This is a genomic window from Leptonema illini DSM 21528 (genome assembly GCF_000243335.1).
In the GTDB taxonomy this organism is placed as follows: domain Bacteria; phylum Spirochaetota; class Leptospiria; order Leptospirales; family Leptonemataceae; genus Leptonema; species Leptonema illini.
Genome location: NZ_JH597773.1, coordinates 1,064,826 through 1,087,047 on the forward strand (window position 1 = coordinate 1,064,826; position 22,222 = coordinate 1,087,047).

At 55.3% G+C, this 22,222-nt stretch carries 21 protein-coding genes and 1 other RNA gene; 7 read left to right on the plus strand and 15 right to left on the minus strand.

The window, feature by feature from the left end; genetic code table 11:
- The first annotated feature begins 217 nt into the window (after positions 1 to 217).
- The 4 genes from msrB to LEPIL_RS04845 all read left to right on the plus strand — a co-directional run bounded on the left by msrB (position 218) and on the right by LEPIL_RS04845 (position 5,134).
- On the plus strand, positions 218 to 616 hold the full coding sequence (gene msrB / locus LEPIL_RS04830; RefSeq protein WP_040919578.1) for a peptide-methionine (R)-S-oxide reductase MsrB: 399 nt from the start codon (positions 218 to 220) through the stop codon (positions 614 to 616).
- Between the two features lie 116 nt (positions 617 to 732).
- The gene (locus tag LEPIL_RS21640; RefSeq protein WP_157135024.1) at positions 733 to 1,446 is read left to right on the plus strand and encodes a FecR family protein; all 714 of its coding nucleotides are present in this window, start codon (positions 733 to 735) and stop codon (positions 1,444 to 1,446) included.
- The gene (locus LEPIL_RS04840; RefSeq protein ID WP_002770534.1) at positions 1,443 to 2,372 is read left to right on the plus strand and encodes a tetratricopeptide repeat protein; all 930 of its coding nucleotides are present in this window, start codon (positions 1,443 to 1,445) and stop codon (positions 2,370 to 2,372) included. Before LEPIL_RS21640 ends, LEPIL_RS04840 begins: the two co-directional genes overlap by 4 nt.
- A gap of 38 nt (positions 2,373 to 2,410) precedes the next feature.
- Complete coding sequence (locus LEPIL_RS04845) at positions 2,411 to 5,134, plus strand: phosphoenolpyruvate carboxylase (protein WP_002770536.1); 2,724 nt, start codon at positions 2,411 to 2,413, stop codon at positions 5,132 to 5,134.
- 30 nt (positions 5,135 to 5,164) lie between these two features.
- On the opposite strand, the gene LEPIL_RS04850 is transcribed toward LEPIL_RS04845, so the two are convergent.
- The 3 genes from LEPIL_RS04850 to LEPIL_RS04860 form a co-directional block, all read right to left on the minus strand.
- A complete protein-coding gene (locus LEPIL_RS04850; RefSeq protein ID WP_052608162.1) occupies positions 5,165 to 6,055 on the minus strand; it encodes a DMT family transporter in 891 nt (296 codons plus the stop codon).
- Complete coding sequence (locus tag LEPIL_RS04855; RefSeq protein WP_040918301.1) at positions 6,052 to 6,276, minus strand: hypothetical protein; 225 nt, start codon at positions 6,274 to 6,276, stop codon at positions 6,052 to 6,054. The genes LEPIL_RS04850 and LEPIL_RS04855 overlap by 4 nt, the downstream gene beginning before the upstream one ends.
- A gap of 69 nt (positions 6,277 to 6,345) precedes the next feature.
- On the minus strand, positions 6,346 to 7,125 hold the full coding sequence (locus LEPIL_RS04860; protein WP_211208614.1) for a Fic family protein: 780 nt from the start codon (positions 7,123 to 7,125) through the stop codon (positions 6,346 to 6,348).
- 173 nt (positions 7,126 to 7,298) lie between these two features.
- On the opposite strand from LEPIL_RS04860, the gene gdhA reads away from it, so the two are divergent.
- A complete protein-coding gene (gene gdhA / locus LEPIL_RS04865; protein ID WP_002770541.1) occupies positions 7,299 to 8,651 on the plus strand; it encodes an NADP-specific glutamate dehydrogenase in 1,353 nt (450 codons plus the stop codon).
- Positions 8,652 to 9,073: 422 nt separating this feature from the next.
- On the opposite strand, the gene ssrA is transcribed toward gdhA, so the two are convergent.
- Positions 9,074 to 9,420: a transfer-messenger RNA gene (gene ssrA / locus LEPIL_RS22820) on the minus strand.
- A 132-nt stretch (positions 9,421 to 9,552) separates the two neighbouring features.
- Between ssrA and LEPIL_RS04870 the strand changes: the two genes are divergently transcribed.
- Positions 9,553 to 10,485 carry an MBL fold metallo-hydrolase gene (locus LEPIL_RS04870; protein WP_002770542.1) on the plus strand — a complete coding sequence of 311 codons (933 nt, stop codon included), beginning with the start codon at positions 9,553 to 9,555 and terminating at the stop codon, positions 10,483 to 10,485.
- A 6-nt stretch (positions 10,486 to 10,491) separates the two neighbouring features.
- Here the strand turns inward: LEPIL_RS04870 and LEPIL_RS04875 are convergent, their stop codons facing one another.
- From LEPIL_RS04875 to LEPIL_RS04915, 9 genes are all read right to left on the minus strand, one after another.
- The gene (locus LEPIL_RS04875) at positions 10,492 to 10,980 is read right to left on the minus strand and encodes a hypothetical protein (RefSeq protein ID WP_002770544.1); all 489 of its coding nucleotides are present in this window, start codon (positions 10,978 to 10,980) and stop codon (positions 10,492 to 10,494) included.
- A gap of 42 nt (positions 10,981 to 11,022) precedes the next feature.
- Positions 11,023 to 12,975: a VWA domain-containing protein gene (locus LEPIL_RS04880; RefSeq protein WP_002770546.1), complete on the minus strand. Its 1,953-nt coding sequence runs from the start codon at positions 12,973 to 12,975 to the stop codon at positions 11,023 to 11,025.
- Positions 12,972 to 14,003: a VWA domain-containing protein gene (locus LEPIL_RS04885; RefSeq protein ID WP_002770547.1), complete on the minus strand. Its 1,032-nt coding sequence runs from the start codon at positions 14,001 to 14,003 to the stop codon at positions 12,972 to 12,974. The genes LEPIL_RS04880 and LEPIL_RS04885 overlap by 4 nt, the downstream gene beginning before the upstream one ends.
- Positions 14,000 to 14,497, minus strand: a complete 498-nt coding sequence (locus tag LEPIL_RS04890) for a hypothetical protein (RefSeq protein WP_002770548.1) — start codon at positions 14,495 to 14,497, stop codon at positions 14,000 to 14,002. Before LEPIL_RS04890 ends, LEPIL_RS04885 begins: the two co-directional genes overlap by 4 nt.
- On the minus strand, positions 14,494 to 15,384 hold the full coding sequence (locus LEPIL_RS04895; protein WP_002770549.1) for a DUF58 domain-containing protein: 891 nt from the start codon (positions 15,382 to 15,384) through the stop codon (positions 14,494 to 14,496). The genes LEPIL_RS04890 and LEPIL_RS04895 overlap by 4 nt, the downstream gene beginning before the upstream one ends.
- Positions 15,381 to 16,367 (minus strand): AAA family ATPase, encoded by a 987-nt coding sequence (locus LEPIL_RS04900; protein WP_002770550.1) that lies wholly within the window; start codon positions 16,365 to 16,367, stop codon positions 15,381 to 15,383. Before LEPIL_RS04900 ends, LEPIL_RS04895 begins: the two co-directional genes overlap by 4 nt.
- Positions 16,368 to 16,486: 119 nt before the next feature.
- Entirely contained in the window at positions 16,487 to 17,590 is a 1,104-nt protein-coding gene (locus LEPIL_RS04905; RefSeq protein WP_002770551.1) for a slipin family protein, read from the minus strand.
- 519 nt (positions 17,591 to 18,109) lie between these two features.
- On the minus strand, positions 18,110 to 18,808 hold the full coding sequence (locus LEPIL_RS04910; protein WP_211208615.1) for a DNA alkylation repair protein: 699 nt from the start codon (positions 18,806 to 18,808) through the stop codon (positions 18,110 to 18,112).
- A gap of 49 nt (positions 18,809 to 18,857) precedes the next feature.
- Positions 18,858 to 19,112 (minus strand): hypothetical protein, encoded by a 255-nt coding sequence (locus LEPIL_RS04915; protein ID WP_002770560.1) that lies wholly within the window; start codon positions 19,110 to 19,112, stop codon positions 18,858 to 18,860.
- A gap of 192 nt (positions 19,113 to 19,304) precedes the next feature.
- On the opposite strand from LEPIL_RS04915, the gene LEPIL_RS21645 reads away from it, so the two are divergent.
- On the plus strand, positions 19,305 to 20,642 hold the full coding sequence (locus LEPIL_RS21645) for an adenylate/guanylate cyclase domain-containing protein (protein WP_002770562.1): 1,338 nt from the start codon (positions 19,305 to 19,307) through the stop codon (positions 20,640 to 20,642).
- A 4-nt stretch (positions 20,643 to 20,646) separates the two neighbouring features.
- On the opposite strand, the gene LEPIL_RS21650 is transcribed toward LEPIL_RS21645, so the two are convergent.
- Both LEPIL_RS21650 and LEPIL_RS04940 read right to left on the minus strand, forming a co-directional pair.
- Positions 20,647 to 21,402, minus strand: coding sequence for an NADase-type glycan-binding domain-containing protein (locus tag LEPIL_RS21650; protein ID WP_002770565.1), 756 nt, complete (start codon positions 21,400 to 21,402; stop codon positions 20,647 to 20,649).
- 94 nt (positions 21,403 to 21,496) lie between these two features.
- The gene (locus LEPIL_RS04940) at positions 21,497 to 22,213 is read right to left on the minus strand and encodes a TPR end-of-group domain-containing protein (RefSeq protein WP_002770567.1); all 717 of its coding nucleotides are present in this window, start codon (positions 22,211 to 22,213) and stop codon (positions 21,497 to 21,499) included.
- Positions 22,214 to 22,222: the final 9 nt, after the last annotated feature.

A 22,222-nucleotide genomic window follows, 5' to 3' on the forward strand; every position in this document is an offset into this window, starting at 1 on the left:
GCAGATGACGAATGATCTCTGCGCGGAGGTAACCATGAATCGTACCGCAGCTCTTGTCGTTTTCTCCATCTCTCTCTTATCTGGAGTACTGGCATGCGCCGATTCAGGCGCCATGCCCGGAAAAAGTGAGGAAGCCATGCAGGGAACGAAACGACCGGACTTCTATATAAAAGGAACGCCCGATCAACTCGAAGCCTATCGTTTCGATGGAAAGACCATTGGGCTCAGCGAAGACGAATGGAAACGCATCCTCACCCCCGAGGCCTATCATATTCTACGCGAAAAAGGAACGGAGAGAGCCTTCACCGGCAGTCTCAATAAAGAGTATTCCGAGGGCGTCTTTCAATGCGGCGCATGCGGGATGCCGCTTTTCACTTCTGACAGCAAATTCGATTCGGGCAGCGGATGGCCGAGCTTCTTTCGACCCATCGTACATGAGGGCGAACCGGCCCGCGTGAAAGAAGTCGTCGATCATGCATTCGGGATGGTGCGCACCGAAATCCTCTGCGCGCGATGCGGATCACACCTCGGTCATGTATTTCCCGACGGGCCTCATCCGACAGGGCTGCGTTACTGCGTGAACTCCGCCTCGCTCGGTTTCAGCAAAGAAAATTAGCTTACGCGAAAGAAGGCGAAGACGGACGCTTCATGAGCGCACCAGGCGCTTTCGATGAGCTTACAGGAACGAGAAAGTTTGATAGACAGCGATCTTTAGCTCTCTATCATGTGACCATGTTCTCAAGAAAACTACAGCGAACGGCATGGATCGCTCTTGCTCTTCTTATTGTTTTGCAGTGCAAAGAAGAGCCTAAACTCAAGGCTCGCATTAACCGCACAAAAGGGTCGGTCGAAATCGTATCAGGCACAACAAAGAAAGCTGCGGCGGTCGGCGATCTGCTCCTGCCGGGTGATCGGCTTGTAACGGGCTCTGACAGTTCGGTCGATCTATTGTTTCCGGGCGGCTCGGTGCTCAGGCTCCAGCAGAGCAGCGATTTGACGCTCGAAGAGCTCGGAGCAAAAAGCCAGATGAAGCTCGATAAAGGCGATCTTCTGCTTGGAGTGAGTAAGCTGAAGGCCAGCGAAAGCATGCAGATCACGACGCCAACCGTCGTCGCCGCCGTCCGTGGAACGTCGTTTTCGATCTCAACGATAAAGAATGCCATCGCCGTCCTGACCGGCAAGGTCCAGGTAGAAAAAGACGGACAGAGCGTCGTCGCCGAATCGATGAAAGAGGTTCGCACCGACGAAGATAAGCTGCAATCGGCGAAGCTGAGCAAAGAGAACGCCGATCAGCTGCGAGAGATTCTTGAAATCGAAGGCGTGCAAAATCTCGATGACTTCGAAGAGATGCAGAAGAACTGGGCCGGCTTCGCTCTCGAGAATAACCTCGACTATCTGCCCGCCGCAAAACAGGAATTACCTTCACGCGAGGTTCGCGAGAAATGAGATTTCGTCTAACCATCACGTTATTGATCGCCGCCCTCTCCTCCTGTGTATCGGCGCAGGACCTCTTTCAAAAAGGCGTAACCGAAGAGTCGCAGGGAAACCGGGAAAAGGCGATCGAGTATTACAGCGCCGCCATTCAGACCGACGCCGACTTCGTGAAGGCCTACAACAACAGAGCCCTTATCTATATGCAGAACAATCGACTCGCCGATGCGGCGACCGATCTCGACGAAGCGCTGCGGCGTCAGTCGCAGTATGCTCCGGCTCTTGTGAATCGCGGAATTCTCTACGAGAAACAGGGAGATCTGGAGCGCGCCTACGGCTCTTATGACGCCGCTTCACAAGCCGACGGCGCCCTGCTTGCCGCACGTTTTAACGCTGCGAAAGCGGCCCTTTCGCTCGGTCGAACGAAAGATGCCGTCCTTCATATCGACGAGGCGAAAAAGATCGCCCCCGCCGACGCGGCCGTTAACCGGCTGGCTGCCCGCATCTATCTGGCCGCAGGCAGAAGCGGCGAGGCCCGCGATATCTACAAGACGATCTATGACGGCGACGGCAAAGACGAAGAGGCGCTGGTCGGTCTGATACAGGCGTCGCGACGCATCGGCCGACGTGATGATGCCCTGAAATACGCCGAGATCTATGCCCGTGAAAGGCCGGGTTGTTCGCGCTGTATCATCCTTCTCAGCTCTCTGTATCTTGAAAACGGACGTAACGAAACTGCGCTGACCACGCTTGAAGCGGGCGTACAGCGCTTTCCATCCGACTCGACGATACGCTATCGCCTCGGACTGCTCTATGCAGGCAAAGGGGAACGGGCAAAGGCCGTGGCACAGCTGGAAGAATACGTAAAACTGCGCGGCGAAGAAACGGATGAAGAGGCCGAGGCGGCTAAGACGCTGCTTGCGACGATGAAGAAGAAATAAGGGCCGTATCTGATAACTGTTTCCGGAAGGTAAAGACGATGGAACGTATCTCGACAGAGTTTCTCTACCTCTGGCGGGCTTTTGAGCAGGTCCTCGGCGAGAATGGCGAAGCCGAGCTCGCCGACCGCATGTCGGCCCTTTTCCTGTCGCCGGCAGCAGACGCCTCCGTGCATGCTGCCCGATCTCTGCCGGTTTCTCTTGCCCTTTTTCAGGCCGGCTCTCTTGCCTTTCACCTGATGAATATCGCCGAAGAGCGGGCTCTTTTGCGGGCTTACCGGCGCGAAGAGACGCCCGGACTTCTGCCCGAGCGTCTGAATCAGCTGAAGCGTCCCGGCACGGATGATCAAACTCTTGCGCTCTTGCAGCGTGTTCGCGTCGAGCCCGTCTTCACCGCGCATCCCACAGAAGCAAAGCGAGCAACGATACTCGAACATCATCGTGAACTTTACGATCTTCTGACCGAAACCGATCGTGAGGCTTTAACCGAAGAGGAAAATCGGCATATACGCGAGCGGATTCTCGAAATCATCGATCGACTCTGGAAAACAGGCGAGATCTACCTGGAAAAACCCGACGTAGCTTCCGAGGTCTCGAATATTCTTCATTACGCGACGAACATCCTTCCCGACGCGATCGTTAAGCTGGGGCAGAGGTTAACCGATAGTTACGAGACGGCCTCCGGCGCCTCTTTACCGTCAGAGGCACAGCCCGAAATCCGATTCGGCTCCTGGGTCGGAGGAGACCGCGACGGTCATCCCTTTGTTACGGCCCGCGTTACGGAAGAGACGTTACAGCGTCTGCGCCTGCAGGCATTTATCGTTATCCGCAGACAGCTTCTGCGCCTCATCGACCTGAGTCTTTCAGACCATCGCGTTCAGGTTCCGGATCATTTTATCAATCGGTTGAAAGAGCGGGCATCCTCTCTCGGTGAATCCGGACAGGCCGCCCTGAAGCGAAACGTCGGCGAATCATTCCGGCAGTGGGTTCAGATTATGCTGATCAGGCTTCCGCTTGCCGTCGCCCGTGACCACGCCACACATCTTGAACAGCGCCCGGAATGTTATACGGATCCCGCCGAGCTTCTCGATGATATTGCCATCCTTAAAGACGCTCTCATATCGGCCGGCGGTCAGCGACAGGTGCGCTGGCTGCTCGATCCCGTCGTGCAGGTTATTCGCACGTTTCGGTTTCATCTGCTAAAGCTTGATATCAGACAGAACAGCGCGTTTTACGAGACGGCTCTGTTGCAGATACTCCAGCATGCCGGCATTCCCGCACCCGCGACGGCCGACGAGCGTCGCCTTTTCTTCGATCGGGAGCTTTCATCCTCCCGCCCGTTCTTTCCTTACGATCGGAATCATGCATATTCCGATAAACCTGAGATGGCCGAGAGCCTTGCAACGCTTCAGGTGATCGCCGACTGGATGCGAAGGTACGGACCTGAGGCGATCGGCCATCTGATCATCAGCATGACACGCGACGCTACCGATCTGTTTACCGTCTATCTGCTTGCGCGCGAGGTCGGTTTACTCCGGAACGATGGCGATGGACAGTTCTTCATGCCCGTCTCTGTAGTGCCGCTCTTTGAAACGATCGACGACCTGAAACGGGCTCCGCAGATTCTCGAACAGTTCCTTGATCATCCGATCACCGCGCAGAGCCTGCGCTTCTGGAATCCTGGCGGACCGCCTGCTGTGACCATCATGGTCGGTTATTCCGATTCCAATAAAGACGGCGGCTTTCTTGCAAGCCAGTGGTCTCTGTATCGATCGCAGCAGGATATGATCGCCATTGCGGAAAAAAGAGGCATCGCCGTGCGTTTCTTTCACGGTCGCGGCGGAACGATCAGCAGAGGAGCCGGACCGACGCACCGCTTCGTCGAGTCTTTGCCCGAGGGATCGATCAACGCCGCGGGCATCCGATTAACCGAACAGGGAGAAACGATCGCCCAGAAATACGGAACGCCTCTGACCGCCTGCTATAACCTTGAACAGCTTGTGGCCGGAGCGCTCATACGCCTCGCCCCGCGACGCAGGCCGGGTCCGCCCGGAACGATTCTCGACCGCCTCACGCAGAGCAGTTATGAACGCTGGCGCAGCCTGCTTGACCGCCCCGCATTTTTACAGTTTTACGCAGAGGCTACGCCGATCGATGCCATCGAAACGAACCGCATCGGTTCGCGCCCCGCTCGCCGTACCGGAAGGCGCAGCCTTGCCGACCTGCGGGCCATCCCCTGGGTGTTCAGCTGGAGCCAGTCTCGCTTTCATCTAACGGGCTGGTTCGGCACCGGTCATGCGCTGGCAGAACTGCGACAGAATTCCCCGCAAGAATGGGATGAGCTTCAACGCCTCTCGGTTGAAGCGAACGCAGCAGGAGCGGATCGAGCAAAGGCCAGTCCGTTTCTTATCGCCCTCTGGAGCAACATCGAGAACAGCATCGCCTGGGCCGATCCGTCTATTATGGAGTTATACAGCTCCCTCGTCAGAGATACAGACGTTCGAAGCGACGTTCTGCCCCTGATACTTGCCGAATATGAATCGACGATGAAAGAACTCCAGCTGCTCAGAGGCGATCTCTTTCCGCGAAGAAAAGGCCTGCATGCTACGCTTCAATCCCGCAGTGCGGCATTGCACGAACTGCACCGCCATCAGGTTACACTGCTTCGCGATTGGAGAGAGACGGACCGCTCGAACAAAGATATTGAGCAGGTTCTGTTGCTCAGCCTGAGCGCTATCGCCGCCGGTCTCAAGGCGACAGGTTAGTCGAAGGTCCTCGATCGAGCCTCCGGTCCGCTATCCTCCCGATACGGAAAGCAGGTAGAGCGAAACAAGCGAGGTCACAACGGCAATGCCCTTCCGCCAGGTAAGCTGTTCCCATTTCAGAGCTACCGACAGCAGCAGAGCGAAGACAAAGCTCAGGTTTGCGACCGGAACGACCACGCTGGCCTCGCCGAGTTCCACCGCCTGCAAGAGAAGGTTTACGATTAAGAATACGAGAACCCCAGAAAACAGTGCGTAGAAAAGCAGCGTGCGATCGAGCGGCTGACGATCTCTGAAAGATGGAGCGGTCAGATACCGAATCAGAGCGTAGAGAAGCCCTCCGACGATCCATGAGACGGCCGTAATCAAAAGCATGGTGTCCTTTGCAGCGCCATGCAACAGAGCAAACTTTGAGACGACGACATACAGGGCGCGCAGAACGGAAGCCACAACCGCCAGCCCGAAGAAGAAACGAAAATTCGTGTATAGATCGCCGGCATGCCCGCTCCGCCTGTAAAGCAGAAGCACGGCCGCCAATCCGGCCAGCACGCCCGAGGCCTTGAAGAAGTCCAGAGCCTCGGCCAGGAAGGCCACGGAGAGGATAACGACCACAACCGTGTTCAATCGATAGATCATCGAACCAAGCCCGACGTCAATATGAGTGAGGCTTTCGAGAAGCAGGATGTTTGATGCAGCAAGCAAAAGGCCGCAGATCAATCCAAACACAAGCGAAGGCGTGCTCCAATCGAAGACCTGCCCCTGAATAGAAGATAGGGTTAACTGCAAGATCGTCCATACCATGCCGATTCCTGCAAGATACAGACCTCGCGAACGAGATCGTGTAGAAAACCTTTTAAAAACGACGTCGTTCAGTCCGGCGCAGATCAGGCTTCCCAGAGCGAAGAGTAACGCTGATGAAATCATCTCACCTCGCCACATACATCCCGTAGCCGTAATAGGCGCCAGAGGTTTCGTACATAAGGATCTCTTCTTCGTCGTCCGCCACAACCGATATCGGCGATCTTTAATCTGCGCGAGCGATCCAGGCCGGCCAGCGAAAGGGCTCGCATCGTTTCGGTATCGTTACCGGGGCCCTGTCTGTGATTCGGCCGGTGTTCATCGACGAGCAGTTGCAATGTATCCATATCGTAAGACTCCTGTTCGCTCAAGAAGCGGCTTCAGGTCAGATTCTGATGAGCATCGTTATCGAGCTATCAGTCAGGCGATAAACCGAGAGCATACCAGTACGGATCGAAGGCCGCTTCAGCCAGGTCTATACTCAAAATGAGAAAGCGATCGTAATCCTGCGTCGTATGAGCAGAATCGAGCGCTTCATAATATTCCAGTCTTCTTTCCATCGGAACGATCAACGGCGGAAATCCGTTCTTCATAAGTTCAAGGTTCATCAGCAATCGGGCCGTTCTACCGTTTCCATCGATAAAGGGGTGGATGCCCACGAAATCGACATGAAGCCTTGCGGCTCTCTGCACAGGATGCATGGCTGTAGCGGAGTCGTACCAGTTCATGAGCTCTTCCATAGACCTCTGCACGTGAAGGGCATCGGGTGGCCGATGAACGGCGCCAGCAATCGTAACGTTAACTTTGCGATACTCACCTGCATGCTCATCGTCGATATTCTTGAGTATCAATCGATGAATAGACCGAATCAAACATTCCGATAAAGGCTCGCGATTCTGGACGACATCCTCGATAAAGAGAATGGCCTCACGATGGTTCATGACCTCAAAGTGTTCCCGGATCGTCTTCCCTCCTATCGTGATCCCCTCCAGAGCAACGCGCGTCTCTTTCAACGTCAACGTATTCCCTTCGATGGCATTGGAATGATAAGTCCAGCGGAGGACCAGATCTTCATGCAGGTTCCGCGCCACCTCGGGCGATAGAGGACGAACGGCATCAAGCTGCCGTTTCAAACGGTCCAGTTTTGCGAAGGTCTGCACGGCCATCTCTCTGATATCTCTATAACGAGGTAACATGTAGAAAGATAATCCGATCAAACGGGTGTCAAATGATGTTTGCCCGGCGATAGAGTTCAGTCAGCGTTTCGGGCTCGACGAGGGAAAGCGGCGTAAGATCCTATACTTTCAAGTATTTTTTTCTGCCTGAAAGCAGATGAAGAAAGGCCGCAACAGGCAGAAGGAGCGAACGGATGGGAATTCGACTGGATGAAAAACTTGAGCCTATCTACAGGGAGGTGCTCTCGCGAAACCCCGGCGAGTCGGAGTTCCATCAGGCCGTACACGAGGTGCTTGAAACGCTCGGGCCGGTGCTCGTAAAGCATCCGGAGTTTGCCGACCGAAAGCTCATCCAGCGCATTTGCGAGCCCGAGCGACAGATCATCTTTCGTGTGCCCTGGCGCGACGATAAAGGCGAGATTCATATTAATCGCGCCTTTCGCGTCGAATTCAACAGCGCCCTCGGCCCCTATAAAGGCGGCATGCGATTTCACCCCTCCGTTTATCTCGGCATCATCAAATTCCTGGGCTTCGAGCAGATCTTCAAGAACGCCCTGACAGGCCTTCCTATCGGAGGTGGAAAAGGCGGCAGCGACTTTGATCCGAAGGGAAAATCGAACGAAGAGATTGAGCGATTCTGCCAGAGCCTCATGCTTGAGCTCTATCGCCATCTCGGCGAACACACCGACGTCCCGGCCGGAGACATCGGCGTCGGCGCTCGCGAGATCGGGTATCTTTTCGGACAGTACAAGCGTATTACGAATCGCTACGAATCGGGCGTTTTTACGGGAAAAGGGTTAGCCTGGGGCGGAAGCCGTGCCAGAACCGAGGCCACCGGTTACGGCACGGTCTTCTTCATGCGCGAGATGCTCAAGATGCGCAAGAACGGCGGCATAGAAGGTAAGCGTGTCGTCGTCTCGGGCGCCGGCAATGTGGCCATCTATGCCATCGAAAAGGCCCATGAGCTCGGAGCGAAGGTCATCGCCTGCTCTGACTCGGGCGGATTTGTCGTCGACGAACAGGGAATCAACCTTGAAACGCTGAAGCAGATCAAAGAAGTCGAGCGCCGTCGCATCAGCGCCTATGCCGACATTCACAAGCATGCCCGCTACATAGAGGGAAGTTCCATCTGGACCGTGCCCTGTGACATAGCCCTGCCCTGCGCCACGCAGAACGAGTTAACAGGAAAGGATGCGAGCATCCTGATTAAAAACGGCTGCATCGCCGTCGCCGAAGGGGCGAATATGCCCACGACTCCTGAAGGCGCTCAGTTATTCCAGGAAGCCGGCGTCGCCTTCGGCCCCGGCAAGGCGGCTAACGCTGGCGGCGTTTCCACATCGGCTCTTGAAATGCAACAGAACGCCAGCCGCGACTCCTGGTCTTTTGAATACACCGAAAAGCGGCTTGAAGAGATCATGGTCGACATCCACCGCACCTGCTACGAAACGGCCGCCGAATTCGGAGCAGAAGGCAACTACATCCTCGGAGCGAACATCGCCGGATTCATCAGAGTGGCAAAGGCCATGGATGCGATGGGATTGATCTGACGAGCGATTAGAGGGTCAGTCAGTTTGAAACGGCTCCGTAAAGCGGGGCCTTTTTTTTATGGAGGAGTTGATCTGCGAGAGGCGGGGGAGCGAGAGCGTCCTGCTTCGACGGGAATCGATCGGGTCACGGTCGGGCGTAAAGCGACATAACGTGCGGTATTGAAGCCTGGCTGCGTTAGTCGATGGCAACGGTCGCCGACATAAAAACCAGAAGCGCCCAGCCACTCCTACTCCGCTACACAGGCAAGCGAGCAGGCTGCATTCAGCGCAAGCAGATTCATGAAGAGGCACTTTCGATTACGGAGAGGGCTCTAGCAAGCGCCTGCAACCCATTCCCTCTGCGCTATCCCGTCCGAACCGGGCCTGGCGCTCAACCCGACAACAAAGGCGCCACCCGCACGGTGAGGATGGGATGGCGCAGATTCTGGAGACGGCGGGAGTCGAACCCGCGTCCTACCGTGCGACCCGAGGGCCCCTACATGCTTAGTCGCTGCTGGTTACGATCGGGGCAAGCGCAGCGACGGCCAACCACAATCGTTCCGGGCGGGTTATACAAAAGTTACAGCCGTCCGGGCCCGCAACCTTCGCCTTCTCTGAGGTGGCGCTCTGTTCCGGCCCGAGAAGGAAAGCCGGGCAGAGCGTCTTGCTACCTATTAAGCAGCGAGAGCAAACTCTTCGTTTGCACGTAAAGGGTGAGGTTTTTAGAAGCTCCTCAACTTCGCATGCGACCAACGACCCGATTCACGGCAGTCGAAACCAGATCGTCCCCGATTTCTTCTGCAAGGTCATAGGCCTTTCCGCAATGATGCGGAAAGGCCACCACCTATAGAAGGAACAGGAAGCTCCGACGTCAAGCGGAATTCAGTTGACATGAGGCGGATCTACAGTCCGGGTTTCCATTATGACAAAAACCCGTCGCAACTGGCTCCTTATGCTTGCCGCCCTGCTCCTGCTTTCTGCATCTCTTTACGGCATATTCATTATCAACTCCCCTGAGGGCAGGCCCGGCGCCTATACGATCGATCTGGCCGGCATGCGCGAAATGGCGAAATCCGACGATCTGCCTTCTGAGATCGAGGGTCTTGCCATCGGCGAAGGCGCATTCCCTGCCGCCGCCATTCGTGCAGGATGGTCTTTGCTCAAGAAGCATCCGATGGTTTTCGCCACCTATCGCTTGAAATACGACGACCGCTCCGTCATCATCGATACGGCCCACGATCGTTCGCTGCACGAAAAGATGTTTCCGGGCAATCCGTTCTACGACGATCGCTATGAACAGATGCAAAAGGTGATGCTTGACTCGGTCGACCGCAACGGCGCCATCGTACTAACGCACGAACATCCGGATCATATCGGAGGCATCGCTCGCTCCGCCTCGATCATGGAGCTGGCGCGGATCGCGAAGATCACCGTCGAACAATTGAACGGTCCGTCGTTGCCCGAGTCCGGATTCCCCGAAGAGGCGAAGCCGCTTTTCACTCCGTATGCCTATGAAGGCATCGCCTCGCCGGCTCCCGGTGTCGTCGTCGCAAAGGCGCCGGGGCATTCGCCCGGAAGCCAGCTCGTATACGTTATTCTACGAGACGGACGTGAGTTTTTATTTGTGGGTGATATCGCATGGGATCGCGCCAATATCGAAACCGGCATCGGTCGCCCGCTGCTCGTCAGTCTCTTCTTCTTACATGAAGATCGCCAGGCTGTCGCCGATCAGCTGCTTGCGATCAGGGAATTGCAGAAGACCGAACCTGGCTTGCATATCGTCGTAGCGCACGACGCCGCCCAGTTTGAAGATCTGAAGCTCAGGAAGGTACTGGCGGATGGATTCGCTCAGTAGCGCCGCTCATTTCTGAAACTGCATTCTCTCACCGGCACGACGCACCGAACCGAACCTCCATTGTTCGCCGTCCTTCTCGTATCTGATGCGTATCGCGCCTTCGATACGCTCGTTGCTTTTCGGGGCGTCATCAAAGACGACGTTAACCACAATCTCTCGCGCTGTGTCGTCGCCGTCCACGGTCTGCACGGCAAATTCCTTGATCTCACGGGCAAAGATCGTCCAGGCCACATCAAGCTGTCGGCCTTCGCCTTCTTCAGGGCCATAGGCGAATATGGTCTTACCCGTCAGATCGTCTTTGATACGCTCTTCGGTGATCTCTGTGCCGAGTAGCTCAGCGTTCCGCCTGCGTATCTGCTCGGCTGGATCTACCGGCGTCGATTCTTCTACCTGTCGTGTGCTCTTCTCTTCACGAACCTGTGTTGCACAGGAAGACGTTAGCACCGACACCGCAGCGATCACGCCTGTAAATATAACTCGCTCTAATTGCTTCATTTATTCTCTCCTTTGATCATACGATGCATATAAAAGCATGGCTCACCACCAGATCGGTCGACCGTCGGAGCCTTCTGTCGGTTTGCCCGGCTGGCTCTCCTGTCCTTCCTCTTCTCTGCCCTGTTGCTGCCTGCTCTGACGGAACTCTCCGCGGTTCTGCCCTTTCAGCTGTTCCAGGCGGGCGGTCACTTCATCGGCGGGCTTTACAGATCCTCTGACGCCAGGATTCTTCTGTGGTTCTTCGTTTTTGTTTCTGTTCTCGTTCTTCTCGGATTGATGCTCCGGTTCTTGTTCAGACTCGGGCTTTTTCTCCGGATTCTTTTCAGGCGGATTCTTCTTTGATGAGTTGGGGTCCTGATCTTTCCCTGAATTGTCCTTATCGTCCTGTGATTTCGGATCTTTCTCAGGCGGCGGGCATTTCTTCTGCATGGCTTCGATCTTCTGACGCTGTTCCGTTAACAAATCGAGCGAATCCATAGCCCGGGATTCTACGTCAGGCTCATGAAGCAGATGCCGTTCATAAAAACGTCGGATGGCTCCGCGATCTTTCGAAAGAGAGACGGCCGTCTCGAATCGCTGCGAAGAAACGTCCAGTAGCTCTTTCGCTCGATCAAGCCGGCACTCTTCGGCCTCATGAAGAGCCCAGAGAACGAGCAGGCGACCGTCTTCATAGTGAACGGCAGGACGATCGAACTGCACACGGATCGACGCCTCAAAAAGATCATGCGCTGCGGCATAGTCTTTCTCGTCGCCGGAAAGTGAGCCGAGGTTAGCCGATGCCGTTCCCGCACCGGAGCTGTAAAGTCTTGCTCGCTCGTACTGCTCTCTGGCCTGCGCTGCGTCGATCTTTTCGAGAAGGATGCCCTTTTCATTATACATATGCGACGTCCATCGATCGCATTGAAGCAGAGATGAAAGCATAAAAGGCAGAAGAAGAAAGGCCATCCGACGTTCTCGCAGAATCGAAAGGCCAATCGAATCGATCACAAGCAGAAGCGCAAAAAATCCCATTATGTACGGAGTGAGATCTTTGCGTGCCTCGGGGTCGGCGATGCCCGCCTCCCCGGCCTTCGCCGCAAGGCCTCTCACGACAGGGGCAACGGTTTCATCGATCGCGACGATACTTTCGACGGCAGCAAAGCGAGCGTCGGTGGCGTCGGCAATGCGCTCGTAGTGTTCGTCCTGCCGAGCCGTCTCTGCCGTACCGAGAGGCTTGATGCGCTCGCCGGGATTGCGAATGAGCTCGGCGGTGTCATAGAGCGTGATCGTCGTCGGCACGTCATGCCCGACCGTGATCGCATGCACGGCAATGCCGGCCGCCTCAAGCGCATCAAGGTCTTCGTCGTATTGATCCTCGTAGCCTGGCGGGATCTCACCGTCGCCGATTAACACGGCCTGAAAGGTCTCACCTGGGGCGGCATAGGCGGCCTGCGATCGGATCGCCGCAAGCACAGCGGAGAGGCTTGATCCGGTGTTTGCATAGGATGTCGTTCCAAGCGAATCCAGCACCGAAAGAACGGCCTCTCGATCATCAGAAGGGGGGCTGTGAACGACGACGGTTCCCGCGAAAGAATAAAGACCGGTGCGAAGATTCAATCCCGCCTCTGAGGATTTGAAGATTATATGCCGGGCGATGTCCTTCGCTATCTCAAGCCTTGAAACGGAGTTGCCGTCTCGCGTGATGTCGCGAGCCTGCATGCTTAACGACGCATCAATGAAGATGAGCACACGGCCGCTGGCCTTCGAAACGGCGCCTTCGCCCTGACTGTAAGGAGAGGCGACGGCAACGATCACAAGAAGCGACATCAAAAAATACCAGACGAACAGAAGTGCATGGCTGCGGCGATTCAGCACGGTTAATCCGGCACGACGCTCAGGCGCACTGTGCGCCTCTATAAAGAGTAGAGAACATCGACTGCGCCAGTACAGGTACAGGATAACGACGACCGAGGGCACGATCAGAAAAAACGCTATAGGATGAGCGAAGCCGATCACAGCGGCGGCCTCCGCACAAAGTGAATCAGATAGATCTGCCTGACAAGAAAAAGAAGAAGAGCTACAAGGGCGGCCATCCATGCATCAGATCTACGGGTGCGGATTTCACGCACATCAAGCGGAGTTCGGCTTAGAGAACCGATCTCTTTCAGGATCGATCTCAATGCATCCTCGTCCTTTGCTCTGTAATATCGTCCTCTGCCCAGTTCGGTCAGTTCGCGAAGGCTTGTATCGTCGAGAGAGGTATAAAGCTGCTTGTTCTCGACCGTAATAAAGGGCTGACCGTCGATAAAGACCGGAGCCTTCTCGTCACCGGCCATGCCGACGACATACAGGTTAACGTCACGCTCTCTCAAATACGGGATCACCTTCTTCGGGTCAATCCCGCGATCGTTCTCGCCGTCCGTTACGAGAACAAGGGCCTGATCCCGACCATAGATGCGACGGCGTTCCAGCATATCGACGGTCATGAGAAGAGCGTCGCCGATGGCCGTGCCTCCGCTTCGCGAGTGATCGATCATATAATAAGAAATGCCCGAAAGCAGCTCTCGAACGGCCTTGCGATCCGTCGTCAGCGGAGCCTGCGTGAAAACCTCGCCGGCGAAAAGGATCACGCCAATGCGATCCGAACCGCTGCGCTCCACAAAATCGGCGGCCAGCTTCTTGAGAGAATCAAGCCGTGTCGGCTTGAAATCGGCGGCCATCATGCTGGCCGAGATATCAAGCACAAGGGCTACATCGATGCCTTCTTCTGATATGGATTGCAGCCGTCCCTCTTTTCCTGGAGAGGCGACGGCGATTAAAACCGCAAGCATGAGTATGGTCTCGATCAATAAAAGTCCGATGACATTCAGAGGTAGAGAGCGGATTCTATGCTGCACGCTGGCAAGCGGAGCGGCTCCCTTTTTGAGATAGTAATAGCGAAGAAAGGCGAATACAGGCAGCAGCAGTACAAGCCACAGAGCAGCAGGATGGGCAAACTGAGTCGACAGATGCTCTGCGGCAAAGGCGCTTAACGTTTCCATCATACAAGCCTGCCTGTGACGTTACGTAAAAGACGGCGTAGAATGCCTTCTCTGCCAATAAGCTTCGTCGCCTTCTCGGCGCTCTGTCGGTAATCCTTCTCCGTGGGGATGCGACGATCGAAGCGAACGCCGTCAACCTGCTCGAAAAACTGAGTCGTCGGTTCTTCAGGCGGAATCGCTTTGCGAATCTCAACCGATACGGAGCTGATAAACGGAAAGGATGTCGTGCGCGTCAGATGCCGGCGCATCACCTCTGACAGGCGATGCAACGACAGGCGGTAATCCTTGCTCAGGCTTGCATCGGCGTCGATCTCGCGCAGACGCTCTCGCACGTCTTGCGGCGAAGCAACGACGGCAGGCGACGTCTGCCGTCTATTACGCAGATAATAGAGCAGTATCCACAAGGCGATCACGGCCAGCATGAAAAGAAAAGCGGCCGTTAGGATCATCAACGTGAGCGGCGGCAGGATATGCAGCGGCTCCAACCCTTCGTTCATACGAGAGACCTCTTGCGATGCAAGAACGCCCCCAGTGCCGGGCCGACGGCATCGGACGTCGAAATAGAATGAACAAGGATACGATACTTCGTCGCCCCCTCCTCCAGAACGGAGCGAGTTGCGGCGAGCGTATGCTCTTTCATCAGAGAGGGTTTCATCATCGCACGTCTTCCGCCCTCCGGCGCGAAAACGGGCAAAAGCAGATCGGGGTCGGCCTTCATCGTATCGCCGAATTCGATCGGATCATAGATATGCAGCAACGACACATCATGGCGGCGGCGCACAAAGCGCAGATCGTCGGGAACGTCATGATCGATGAAATCCGAAATGAGAAAGATGACAAAGCGGCGTCCGCGCAGTGCTTCAATAGCGTGAATGGCGACGCGCGGATCGGTACTGCCCGACGGCTCGGTAACGGTGCTGTACTGTACAAGGTCAGAAAGCAGGCGATGCAGCTGCGCCTTGCCGGGTCGGGGCGGATGAATGCGATGGACCGAATCCGAGAAGAGCAGATAGCCCAGTCGATCGCGCTGCTTCACGGCCGAAAGGGCAAGCGTCGCGGCGACCTCTATGGCCGTTTCAATCTTGTTTCGCGTCTGGTAGCCCGTGTACATACTGGGCGAGACGTCGATCGCGAGAAATATCTCGCGCTCCCGCTCTTCGTGAAAGGTGCGCACAAAAGGCTCACCCAGCCGGGCCGTCATATTCCAGTCGATATGACGCACCGGGTCGCCCGCTAAATACTTGCGCGCCTCGCGAAAGCTCAGGCCCGACCCGGTATACGTCGTCGCATAGTTACCCGGAAGGAATCCCGTTACGTTCTTGCGCGAACGGAACTCCAGCTCACGTATCTCGCGAAGCAGTCGTTCGGTATCGCCTCTTATCATGAAACGGGGACCGCTCCAAGTATCTTTGAGATAAGATCGTCGGTCTTTACGCCTTCGGCCTCGGCATGATAGCTGCGTATAATGCGATGTCGCAGAACGTTATGCGCCACAGTCTTGACGTCGTCGGGCAGAACGCTGGCCCGCCCGGCGATGACGGCCCTCGCCCTTGCCGCCAGTACGAGCCCGATCGAGGCTCGCGGAGAGGCCCCGTATTCGATGAACGGAGCAAGAGGCAGTCCGAAGCTTTCAGGGTTTCGCGTAGCCTTAACAAGTGCCGTCGCGTACGTTGCAATGCGATCCTCGACGAAGACGTCGCGCACAAGCTCCTGCATCTCTTTCAGCTCGGCGAGAGTTAGCACCTGCTCAATGTCGGGTAACTGCGTCTCTTCGATCACCATACGCACGATCTCTTCTTCTTCATGCGGCTCGGGATACGGAACGACCACTTTTAGAAGAAAGCGGTCAAGCTGCGCCTCGGGAAGCGGATACGTTCCCTCCTGCTCTACCGGATTCTGCGTGGCAAAGACGAGAAAAGGCTCGGGAAGATTATGGCTCTGATTGCCGATCGTTACCTGCCTCTCCTGCATCGCCTCAAGCAGAGCGGATTGGACTTTCGCCGGCGCTCTGTTAATCTCGTCGGCAAGAAGAAAGCCTGCGAAGATCGGGCCGAGCACGATCTCGAAGTTTGCCTTCTGTTGATTGTAGATGCGCGTGCCGAGAATATCGCCCGGCATCAGATCAGGAGTGAACTGGATGCGACGAAACGACGTCTTGCAGGCGCGGGCAAGAAGATTCACCGCTCTTGTTTTCGCGAGACCAGGAACTCCTTCAATGAGGATGTGCCCGCCTGCAAGCACGCCTGTGAGCAGGCCGTCGATCAGATCTTCCTGACCGACGATGCCGCGGTGAACCTCTTTTTTTAAGAGTTGAAGCTTCTCTGCAACCTTTTCGATTTCTGAGTCAGTACTGCGTTTCTTTGCCACGCTGAACGTATCGCATCGGTCTGCGAAAAACGCAAGGCTTTCTTCGAGCGCGATTTTTCCTGACCGAATTCTGCAAACAGAAGTCTACGAAAAATTCGCACACGGCCCGTCGCCTGTGATTACTGCCCGGAGAGCAGGATCGATCGCAGCTGATCGAGAAGGCGCGATCCGCCGTTCACGTTGATCTCGCTGACCTTTTCTGTCAGGCGTTCCATGTATTCGAGCTCTTTCAGGCGAAAGAGAAGCGGATTCTCTTCCATTAGCTTCGCCGTATTCAGCAGATTCCGCGTCGACGCCGTCTCTTCGCGACGCGTGATGACGTTCGCCTGCGCCCGCTTCTCGGCGATCAGCACCTGATTCATGATGTCGCGAATCTCACCGGGCAGAATGACATCTTTGACTCCGGCCTGGCTCGATTCGAGGCCAAGCGATACAAGCTCGGGTTTTACACGATCGAGGACAAACGGACCGATCTCTTCTTTCTTCTGCAAAATCTCGTCAAGCGTAAGATTGCCCACATACTCGCGAAGGGCGAGCTGGAACAGGATATAAAGCTGCGTCTGCAGATCCTTCACCTCGGTTAACACACGCATCTCGTCGACGACGCGATACTGAAAGACGAAGTTGATGCGAAGCGTCACACGATCCTTCGTCAGAAGCTCCTGCGACGGGATCTCCACATGTTGAATCCTCATATCGACCTTCGTCACATCGACGGAAAGGGCGCTTTTCCAGAAAACAAAGTCTCCAGGGCCGAGAATCTCGACGAATTTACGGTCGATGAAAAGGGCGGCCTTTTCAAAAGGCTGGACCGAGAAAACCTGAATCTGCTCGAGTACGGCCGGTACGCGAAGGGCATGTCGATCGAGATCGTCGGGAAGACGCGGATGACTGCGATCAAATACGCGAAAGCTTCGCTGCCTCACGCCCTTCCAATACGCATGTCTGCCGGGAAGAAGCACACCTTTGCAGACTCCGTCTTCGAAAACAAGGGCGATCTCGCTCTGCCTGACTTCGACGATGTCAAGTTGCGCGGCAAGAGCGGCGTCTTCAAGAAAGATGGATAACTCCCCTGGCGGAATAAAGATCTGCGACGCGTCAAATAGACGCAGATCGGCGCCGGGCATCAAAAAGTACGTTCCGGGCATCAGGAACTTCTCGTAGTCGCCCTCTTTGAATAATAGTCCGCGACGATCGCGGGGGATGCGAGTTTGTAGTGGCATATTTACTCCTGTATGATTTCGATTTCGCTTCGACGGAGCGACGAGAGAATCCGACCTCCTCCCCACACATGACGGAGAACGACGTTAGCCGTCGGGCCTGCTCCGCCCGGCCGACAGATGCACGGACCTCGGTCTGCACATCACATCGACCTTCCTGAGCAGGATGGACGGCATCGGCCGCACTGCGGGTCCTGTGCCGGGCGCCTCTTCCGTAGATTCGGCCGAAGGCCGGATTCCTCCGAATCCTTTTGCGAAGGGATCAGCTTCTCCTTTGAGCAGCCTGTCGCTCTACCCGCTGAGCTACCCGTCTTTCGACGGAGCAGGATTCGAACCTGCGGCCTACAGGTTAGGTTGGGTGAGAGTCTGAATTATTCCATCAACGAAATACGCGAAGGCAGCGCCAGGCGCATCGTCGTGCCGCTTGAAACACGGACTCCCGGAGGATGTGTAAGCTGCCTGCCGGGGTCTGGCAAGTATTTTTTGCTGCTGACTGCAATCTCTTCAGGCCATACGAGCGCTTTATATTTCGCCGCTCAGATACTGCCTGCGCCGGCCATCGGAGTATTTTTCAATCGCATAACGCAGCATCGTTCTCGGCATGCGTGCGTAACGAGTCTGTAAGAATTCCTCGGCGACTCTCTGATTTCGATTCCCGATCTCACGCAGCATCCATCCGACCGCTTTATGGATCAGATCCTCTTTATCATGCAAAAGAAGATCAGAAAGACGCAGCGTGTCATCAAAATCATTCCTGCGAATAAAATGAAACGTAGCCATGATGGAGATGCGACGTTCCCAGAGCGATCGAGACTTTGCAAGCGTGTAAAGCGGTTTACGACTTTTTTCAAAAAGATAGGCGCCGACGATATGTTCGGCTGAAGAATCGACAAGATCCCAGTTATTGATATGGTCGGTACTCTTCAAATAGAGATCATAGATCTTCTTCTGCAAAGCAGCATCGCCCTTCTTATAAAGATGCACAAGCATGAAGAGGGCGCAGAGTCGATCCTCGTGGTACTGCGATTCAAGCAGTTTGATGACATCGGCAACCGCGGCATGCCTGAACTCCTTCGCCACGGCGCGTATCTGCGGAACGCGAATACCGCGAAAGCGATCCCCCTCACCGTATTCGCCCGGGCCAGTCTTAAAGAACCTCTGTGAATGCCGGGCGATGGCCGGATCGCCCAGTGAGATCAGTCGGCTTTGAATATCTGTCACGGCCACAGACAACGCAATCGCTCTTTGCGATCAACGCATTTTCGACGGATTACTTGCATCCCCCTGACTTACCATCCTCGGCGATGAAGCAGGTTTTGCCGGCATCGCATTTCTGCGTTTCCTGCCATTTATAGTTTGAATACGAAGAGCAGAACATCACGCTGTTGTTCTCGCATTTCATCTTCGCATCCATCGCCGAGATCCCCTGACACCCTTCGTCGGACGTCGCCTTTGAATCGCCACCTTTACCGCATGCCACAAGAGAGAGCACGCTGAACACAAAAAGCACTGTAATCTTTTTCATGAGACACAGGAAGTCGGTCTGAAAAAATAGCAATACTTTTTCTTGCGCAAAAAGTCGGGACGCTTTTCTCGTCTCGCCCTGAGCGGCTGAAAGAGCCCGTCTTGAATGATCTGCGCGCAGTGGACGCCGTCATATTTTCACTTGACGAGCGTCATTCATACGCTTTGCTATTGCATAAAAAAAGAGGTGTTCATGCAGACTCAAGCAAATCCGTATCAGGATGCGATCATGGAGACGATGCGCCAGCGCATTCGCTCCCTCTTTCTTCTCGAACAGGAACGCAGCGAAAAGCTCGTCGTTTATATCAGGCTCGGCATCATGGCGCTCTATGCAGTCGGCGGCCTCGGAGTGCGCAAAGAGATCCCCGCTCATTCGCTTCAGGCGATTCTGATCGCCGCAAGTATCGGAACGGCTCTTAGCTTCGTCGTCTTCTTCTTATTGAAGAAGGGGCTTTTCACCGAGAAGCTCAAATACTATACGACGACGGCCGACATCGTGATCTTTCTCACGACGCTGTGGCAGTTCGGCACCTTTCGCACATTCAAGTCCGAGGCCTTCCTGGTGCTTTTTCTGTGGATCGCCATCGCCGCCATGCGCTTCTCTGTAAAGCTGACGATCTACGCCGGAACGCTTGCCTCGCTCGGTTATATGCTGCTCATCGTTCTTGCGCTGTCGCTTGGAACGATTCAGACCGGAACGGTGACAGAGCATTTCACTTCAGAGAAGGTCAGCCTCGGTAACCTCGGTCTTCGCGTTCTCTTCGTTACGGCGCTCTTTGTCGTCTCGGCCTATATCGCGAAAATCTATGAAGGACTGATCCTTCGCGCGGCCGAGAGGGAGATCGCCGCCGAACGCGAAGTCCAGGAAAAAGAAAAAGTAAAGGATACGTTCTCGCGCTATGTGACGCATCAGGTTGCCGAAAAGATCTTGCAGGAAGGCATCTCGATGAGCGGAGAGCGTCGTCGCGCCACCGTACTCTTCTGCGATATTCGCAATTTCACGCGCATGAGCGAGCACATGGAGCCTGAAGAGGTCGTCTCTTTCCTGAACGAATATCTGACCGCCATGGTCGACGTTATCTTTGAATATGGCGGCACGCTCGACAAGTTCGTCGGCGATGAGATCATGGCCGTCTTCGGCGCTCCCGTATCGACGGGCCGCGATGAAGAGAATGCGGTGCTCGCCGCACTGCGCATGAAAGAACAGCTTCGCGAACTGAACGAGCGCAGACAGAAGCAGGGTCACGCTGCGATTCAATTCGGCATCGGCATTCACACGGGAGAGGTCGTCGCCGGCAACATCGGTTCAGACAAACGCATGGAATATACCGTCATCGGTCAGGCGGTTAACATCGCCTCGCGCATCGAGGCGTTGAACAAGCATCTGTCGACCGACATCCTGATCACGCAGGAGACCTTCGACGCCGTATCTTCTATGATACGGGCGGAAAAGCAGCCTCCGGTTCAGGTAAAAGGTGTCGAAAAACCGATCCAGACCTATCTCGTCAGAGATCTTGCCAAAGCGGGATGATGAATTATCCGTCGGAATTCTCGACCGGCTGCACTTCAGAGATCAGCGTATCGTCGTAGTGCGTGCCTTTGTAAACATCAAGGATTTCGATGACAAGAAGCCGCGCCCATATCAGATGCTCCGGCACTCCGGTAGCCGGCGCATCTGGAAGGGCGATGGTCTGCCAGCCGTTTGTGTCAGCCAGATCGACTTCCGTCGATGCCAGGTATTTGAGGCCGGAATATGCCATGCCCATCTGCGTCGCCCCGCCGCCATACGCCTGGAGAATCGTTAGCCGCACGCGCTTCGGGCGATTGTTTCTCTTGAAAAGCTCGGTTGTCTTGCCGAACCCGATCCAGATGCGCGCCTGTTTTGCTGTGCCGATCGGAACCATAAGCAGCTCGCCGATGCCGGCCCCTGGCACTCCTTCAGACCAGGCCGTCTTTGTATCGTTATCCTGCGCCCTGTAGGCCGAGTACATGCAGGTCCAGGCATCATAGCGCTCCGTCCCCACAAGAGGATCTTCGCGCTCCGCCTTTGTGAGAACGGGAGCCGCTCCTTCGGCTTTCAGATAGGAGGACGAAAACATCTCAGCGCCATATAAAAAGGCCCAGTGAAGGGATAAGGACGACGGGCCTCCGGACCGAAGCGACGAAAGCTGCCTTTTCAGTTCGGCATTCTGTTTCGTGCATGCGCTGCCTTCGTAGCCCTGCGCAAGTAATGAAGGGGCATGCAGAACAAAGAGCAGAAGAGAAACGATAAATGCTGAGATTCGATTCATGCCGTAATCTCCTTCGGCGAAGAATTTCTGTCAATGTTAAAATATGCTTTCCCCGGAACAAGAACTGTTACGAGACGGCGCAGGCCCTGTGCCTTCACTCCACCTCGTAACATTCGCCGGCCTGCTTCAAACGAGCGACAGGCACGGCTAACTCGATGCTCTCAGAGGTCTTCACCTGCTTTGCACCTCCATCACCCGGTTCGCTTCGCATTCCTTCGAATCGCAGTTGAAGCTGGATGGAGTCGCCCTGTTCCCTCCACTGTCCGTCCGTAAACTCAAGCATGCCTGTCGCCCCGCTGATTGAGCCCTCGCCGCTTATCCTGCCGCCTTCATCGAGTCGAATCCTGTAGTATTTTGTATCGTGCGGACCGGGCGGAAGACGGCAGATCTTACTGCCCACGACCGAGCCTTCACCAGCGCTGACGATCTCGGCAAAGCCCGGTTGTGATCGCAGCCAGGCAAGATCGGCGTCGTTCAGATTCGCCTGCACCCATGCAGGATTCAAAGCAAGGGCCCTGTTCAACGCCTTGAGGGCCGGTCCTTCTTGCTTCAATAGGGAATAGGCGCAGGCCATATTGAAGTAACCCTTGTAATACTGCGAATCTCGAATCGTGGCATACTCAAAGTGACGGGCCGATTCTTCGTAGTTTCCCGTCTTATGGAATTCCATCGCCTTCGCGTTCAGTTGATCGGCGTTAAGCGAGGCCAGCTCGGCCGGAATCGTCGGTCTTGCCTGCTCCGGATCGGAAGGCTTGCATGCCGTCGTTATGAGAAGGGTCAGCAGCAGGATGGGTCTATAGGGCCATTTCATTTTGTTTTC

What these genes read in the sequence shown, in the direction of transcription:
- LEPIL_RS04840 (WP_002770534.1), top strand. Translation starts at nt 1,443, where the DNA reads ATGAGATTTCGTCTAACCATCACGTTATTGATCGCCGCCCTCTCCTCC.
- LEPIL_RS04890 (WP_002770548.1), bottom strand. Translation starts at nt 14,497, where the DNA reads ATGAACGAAGGGTTGGAGCCGCTGCATATCCTGCCGCCGCTCACGTTG.
- LEPIL_RS04940 (WP_002770567.1), bottom strand. Translation starts at nt 22,213, where the DNA reads ATGAAATGGCCCTATAGACCCATCCTGCTGCTGACCCTTCTCATAACG.
- LEPIL_RS04875 (WP_002770544.1), bottom strand. Translation starts at nt 10,980, where the DNA reads ATGAAGCAATTAGAGCGAGTTATATTTACAGGCGTGATCGCTGCGGTG.
- LEPIL_RS04860 (WP_211208614.1), bottom strand. Translation starts at nt 7,125, where the DNA reads ATGTTACCTCGTTATAGAGATATCAGAGAGATGGCCGTGCAGACCTTC.
- LEPIL_RS04915 (WP_002770560.1), bottom strand. Translation starts at nt 19,112, where the DNA reads ATGAAAAAGATTACAGTGCTTTTTGTGTTCAGCGTGCTCTCTCTTGTG.
- LEPIL_RS04895 (WP_002770549.1), bottom strand. Translation starts at nt 15,384, where the DNA reads ATGATAAGAGGCGATACCGAACGACTGCTTCGCGAGATACGTGAGCTG.
- LEPIL_RS04885 (WP_002770547.1), bottom strand. Translation starts at nt 14,003, where the DNA reads ATGATGGAAACGTTAAGCGCCTTTGCCGCAGAGCATCTGTCGACTCAG.
- LEPIL_RS21650 (WP_002770565.1), bottom strand. Translation starts at nt 21,402, where the DNA reads ATGAATCGAATCTCAGCATTTATCGTTTCTCTTCTGCTCTTTGTTCTG.
- gdhA (WP_002770541.1), top strand. Translation starts at nt 7,299, where the DNA reads ATGGGAATTCGACTGGATGAAAAACTTGAGCCTATCTACAGGGAGGTG.
- LEPIL_RS04905 (WP_002770551.1), bottom strand. Translation starts at nt 17,590, where the DNA reads ATGCCACTACAAACTCGCATCCCCCGCGATCGTCGCGGACTATTATTC.
- LEPIL_RS04850 (WP_052608162.1), bottom strand. Translation starts at nt 6,055, where the DNA reads ATGATTTCATCAGCGTTACTCTTCGCTCTGGGAAGCCTGATCTGCGCC.
- LEPIL_RS21640 (WP_157135024.1), top strand. Translation starts at nt 733, where the DNA reads ATGTTCTCAAGAAAACTACAGCGAACGGCATGGATCGCTCTTGCTCTT.
- LEPIL_RS04855 (WP_040918301.1), bottom strand. Translation starts at nt 6,276, where the DNA reads ATGGATACATTGCAACTGCTCGTCGATGAACACCGGCCGAATCACAGA.
- LEPIL_RS21645 (WP_002770562.1), top strand. Translation starts at nt 19,305, where the DNA reads ATGCAGACTCAAGCAAATCCGTATCAGGATGCGATCATGGAGACGATG.
- LEPIL_RS04845 (WP_002770536.1), top strand. Translation starts at nt 2,411, where the DNA reads ATGGAACGTATCTCGACAGAGTTTCTCTACCTCTGGCGGGCTTTTGAG.
- LEPIL_RS04870 (WP_002770542.1), top strand. Translation starts at nt 9,553, where the DNA reads ATGACAAAAACCCGTCGCAACTGGCTCCTTATGCTTGCCGCCCTGCTC.